The organism is Acidilobus sp. (genome assembly GCF_049973875.1).
Classification (GTDB): domain Archaea; phylum Thermoproteota; class Thermoprotei_A; order Sulfolobales; family Acidilobaceae; genus Acidilobus.
Window position 1 is genome coordinate 1 of sequence record NZ_JBMFJI010000044.1, and the last position, 4595, is coordinate 4595.

The window sequence follows — 4595 nt, forward strand, 5'->3', positions numbered from 1 at the left end:
ATATAAGCTCAGCTGGACGGCTTTGGCCTCGGGGCCGGGCTTGAAGATCACCGGCGTTACCACGTTGAAGTTAACCTGCTCCTTGTAGACAAATATAATGTGCGCCGCCGCCATGGGGGCCGCCAGGGCCACTGCCAGCAAGGAGGCCAGCATGGCTACCTTCAAGTAACTCTTCATGCTCTCACCGCTAAGTGCCTGTTGAGAGCACTTAAAAACTCTTTATCTAATTAATATGGTTTTTCTTAAGAAAAAGCGACTTAAGTATTATTATTACTTTAACTCTAATCCCATTTCACAGGAGGTGGGCCAGGGCCTCTCAGCCGCCAGCGGCCTTAATTATGCCCAGCCTCTCGAGGGTCTCCCTGGTGGGCCTCCCCTCCTCGTCGTAGCCCCTAAGCTTATAGTACGTCATCACCATGCGCCTCCACTCCTCCTCGGTTACAACGTACCTCTTGCCCTCGAACTCGACCGGCTCCCTGAGCCACCTGGGCGGCAGCCTGTCGTCCTCAACGGTGGTCCCGTTCATGTACCTGTGTATGACAATTATCCTCTCGGCCGTCTCCCTGAGCGAGGCCTGGTCGTAGTTGAAGCCTGTCACGGCGTTGAGCACCTGGACGAGCTCGTCCCAGCCGTAGGCGTTCCTGCCGAACTTGCAGAGCACGGCGCTGTCATAAATCGCGTTCCTCTCCTCAAGGTCCATCACGGCCCTCACCTTCTCCTCGCCCGTGGCCTGCCTCCCCCCTGCGAGCCCCGGTATGTCTATGGCGTAGCCGCTGCTCCACAGGTGGTCCGCGCCCCTCTCAGCTACCGCATAAGTCAATATCATGCCCTTCAGCGTCCTCGGGTCGTAGCCGGCGGGCTCAAGGCCCTTGACCTCTATGGCGACCTCGGGGTGCCCGAGGGCCCTGGCCGCCTCCCTGGCCCCCATGGAGAGCACCTTGCCTACCCCCTCCCTCTTCGCTATGGCCGTTATGAGCTCCCTGAAGCGCTGCGCGTCCCCAAACCTCACGCCCTCGGAGGGGTCCACGTAGCCCTTCTCAGTGAGGTACGCCAGTAGGCCCAGCACGTTGCCAGTGCTTATCGTGTCCAGCCCCATGTCGTCGACCAGGGAGGCCAGCTGTATGAGCTCGTCGGGGTCCACCACCCCCGTCAGCCCGGCCAAAGCCATGGTGGTCTCGTACTCGAGCTCGTAGTAGCCCCCGTACCTCCTCGAGGTGACGACCTTGTGGCACGCCACAGGGCAGTGGAGGCACGTGGCCCTCTTGCCAATGAAGTAGTTTTTGCTGAGCACCTCGTACCACGAGATCCTCCTCCAGCCCGGGGCCGAGACGCCTGTCCAGTATAGCGAGGGGAAGAAGCCGGTGCCGTTGGCGACGTCTATGGTGCCCAGGGTCCCGTTGTCCCTGTAGCTCTTGGCCGCGGCGGCCAGCCTCTGAGTCATGTAGTTAATCAGGGACCAGGTCCTCTCGGGGTCGGCGGCCTCAACGGCCCTGCCGCTCGGCACGAAGACCACGGCCTTGAGGTTCTTGGAGCCCATGACTGCGCCTCCGCCTGACCTGCCGAACTGCCTCCAGGTCTCATGATTTATGGAGGCGAATGGCACCAGGTTCTCCCCGGCCGGGCCTATGACTGCCACGGCCGCCTCGTTGCCGTGGACCTCCTTAAGCGCCTTCTCCGCCTCGAAGGTCCCCGTGCCCCAGAGGCCAGAGGCGTCCCTGACCTCCGCCTTACCCCCCTCGACCACTATGTATGAGGGCCTCTGGGCCCTGCCAGTTACCATGAGCACGTCGGCCCCCGCGTACCTCATTATCACAGCCAGGGAGCCCCCCACAGTGGAGTAGCTCCACCTCCTGCTCAGCGGCGAGAAGAAGACTGCCGTGGCCCTGGATGAGAGGGGTATCCCGGCGCCCGAGAGGGGGCCCGACGCGATTATGAGGGGCAGCTCCGGCGAGAGGGGGTCCTGGGGCCTTCCGTAGCCCCCCTTAAGCGCCAGCAGGAGGCCTATGCCCCTGCCCCCCAGGTAGGCCTTCACGTCCTCGTCCCTGAGCTCGTCGTACTTAACCTCGCCGCTGCCCAGGTCGACCCTTATGAGCCTGCTGAAGCCTCCCAAGCCCAGCCCCCTTCCTGGACGAAAAAGGGAAGTATTAAGACGGCGCCCCTGCGGGCTCAGAACAGGGGTTTGGGTACCCTCGGGTACTTCTGCCAGTTGGTGGGGTCGTGGGTCATGAACATGTGGACCCTCTTAGATGAGGTCCAGAACTTCATCTTCCTTGTGAACGACTCGAACTGGTCCCCGTTGTAGAGCAGCCAGCCCTTGCTCTCGGTCTCGAACTCCTCGGGCATGTGGAAGAAGTCGCCCATGAAGTACCAGGTGTCCCCGCTGGGGGCCTCGACCTTGACCACCATGTGGCCCGGCGTGTGGCCCCCGGTGTGTATGACCTCAACTCCCGGGAGTATCTCAAGCCTCTCCTCGTCCACCAGCACCCACCTGGCCCCCCTGAGCGGCTCGAAGTCCGAGGGCACGTAGGCCCCGTACTTGCCCTCCCATATCTGGGTCAGGGCGTGCTGAAGCTCGAGCCTGTGGGCTATGAGGTAGGCGCTGTCCCTGTACATGTACGCCTGGCCGGCGTGGTCCAGGTGCAGGTGCGTGAATATTATTGCCCTTATGTCCTCGGGCTTAAGGTTCAGCTGCTTGAGCTGGTTCACTGACACGTTGTCCTGAGTGAACCTGACTACGGGGAAGGCCTCGAAGGACTCCCTGGGCCACACCTTGGCCGCGTCGGGGCTCGGGCCCGAGTCTATCATTATCCAGCCGTCCTCGTGCTCTATCAGCGCCCCGGCCATTGGGAACTCGACCCACCTCCTCGGCTTGTCCCTCTGGCTGTTGGTGGCTGGGTCGGGCAGGAACCAGCCCCACTCGGCCTGCATCAGGCCGTAGTCGAAAAGGTACGCGTGCTTGACGCCCGTCTCAGCCAACTGCCTCACCCCCCTGGCCCTCCCCCTTTGACGCTCTTATCTTATATATCTTGTAGGGTAAATACGGTGGGATATTAATAATTCAGGCCATGCCTAGGGTTAACGCTTCAGGCGGCCCGCGAAGCGCGGTGAGAGCTTGGCGTACCTGGCCTACTCGGAGCTCACGGACTCCGTGTTCGTGATAAACCTGCCCTACATCAAGTTCGGCCTGGGCGCCTCGAAGGACGTCGGCTACGAGGCCAGGAGGCTCGGCATGACCAGCGTGCTCCTGGTCGTCGGCAAAAGGCTCGCCGAGACGAGGCTGGCGGAGCAGGTGAGGGGGAGCCTGGAGTCGCAGGGCATAAAGGTTGAGGTCTTCACAGACGTTCACGTGGAGCCCGACGACGAGGCCATAGTGCAGGGCTTCTCAAAGGTCAAGGACCTCAGGCTCGACGGCTTCGTCGCCCTGGGGGGAGGCTCAACTATTGACACGGCCAAGCTGCTGAACCTTCTCTACAGCTACCCCGCCGACCTGATGGACTACGTTAACAAGCCCGTGGGAAAGGGCATGTCCCCTCCAGGCCCGCTGAAGCCGATGATAGCGATACCCACCACGGCGGGCACAGGGGCTGAGAACACCAACGTGGCCGTGCTTGACGTAAGGAAGCTCCACGTGAAGACCGGGGTGAGCAACCAGTACCTCAGGCCGTCCGTGGCAATAGTGGACCCCCTCACGACTGTGAGCATGCCCCCGATGGTGACGGCCTCCACGGGGCTTGACGTGCTGAACCACGCCATAGAGTCCATAACTGCCCACCCGTACACGGCGAGGCCAGCAGTCTCACCCGCGGAGAGGCCCGTCTACGCCGGCTCAACTCCCATAGGCGACCTCTTCCTGCCCGTGATAACCTGGGCGGCCAAGTACATAAGGAGGGCCTACGCGGACCCATACGACATAGAGGCAAGGTACTACATGCAGCTCGGGGCAAACCTGGCGGGCCTCGGGTTCGGCCACGCCGGGGTCCACGTGCCCCACGCCATGGCTTACCCGATAGCTGGCATGGTGAGGGACTGGCGCCCGCCAGACTACGACTTCGGCTACCCCATAGTCCCCCACGGGATAAGCACGGCGATACCAGCGGCGTACGCCTTCAGGTTCCTGGCCCCCTACAACGAGGACAAGTTCAGGGCCGTCGCCAGGGCCCTGGGGCTGGACGACAGCGGCACGCCGAGGGAGGTGGGCGAGAGGATATTCGACTTCTACATGAAGCTCCTCGAGGACCTGCACGTGCCGACCAACCTCAAGGAGGTAGGGTTCAGCAGGTCAGACCTTGACGGCCTCGTCGAGGGCGCCTGGGCGCAGCAGAGGCTGCTGGTGCTGTCCCCCAAGACCATAAGCAAGGACGACCTAAGGAGGCTCTACAGCGAGATGCTCGAGTAGCCCCTCCTTTATATAAGCCCTTTTTACTTTGGTCCGCCTTCCCTCCTTCCAGGTGAAACCATGAGCTTCACGAGCACTGACATAATAATTACTACGTCAAACGACGTGCCGGGCCACAGGGTTCTGACCTCCTCCCCGCCCTAAAGGGCGAGGGTTCCCTTAGAGCGGATCATAGGTTTGTGGTTTACCGCCTTCATCT

At 61.8% G+C, this 4595-nt stretch carries 3 protein-coding genes; 1 reads left to right on the forward strand and 2 read right to left on the reverse strand.

Annotated features, from left to right (window positions below; translation table 11 throughout):
- Positions 1-316: 316 nt before the first annotated feature.
- The gene (locus ACP5H1_RS07920) at positions 317-2110 is read right to left on the reverse strand and encodes an aldehyde ferredoxin oxidoreductase family protein (protein ID WP_427973838.1); all 1794 of its coding nucleotides are present in this window, start codon (positions 2108-2110) and stop codon (positions 317-319) included.
- A gap of 56 nt (positions 2111-2166) precedes the next feature.
- The gene (locus ACP5H1_RS07925; RefSeq protein WP_427973841.1) at positions 2167-2976 is read right to left on the reverse strand and encodes an N-acyl homoserine lactonase family protein; all 810 of its coding nucleotides are present in this window, start codon (positions 2974-2976) and stop codon (positions 2167-2169) included.
- A 136-nt stretch (positions 2977-3112) separates the two neighbouring features.
- On the opposite strand from ACP5H1_RS07925, the gene ACP5H1_RS07930 reads away from it, so the two are divergent.
- Entirely contained in the window at positions 3113-4396 is a 1284-nt protein-coding gene (locus ACP5H1_RS07930) for a hydroxyacid-oxoacid transhydrogenase (protein ID WP_427973843.1), read from the forward strand.
- Positions 4397-4595 lie beyond the last annotated feature (199 nt).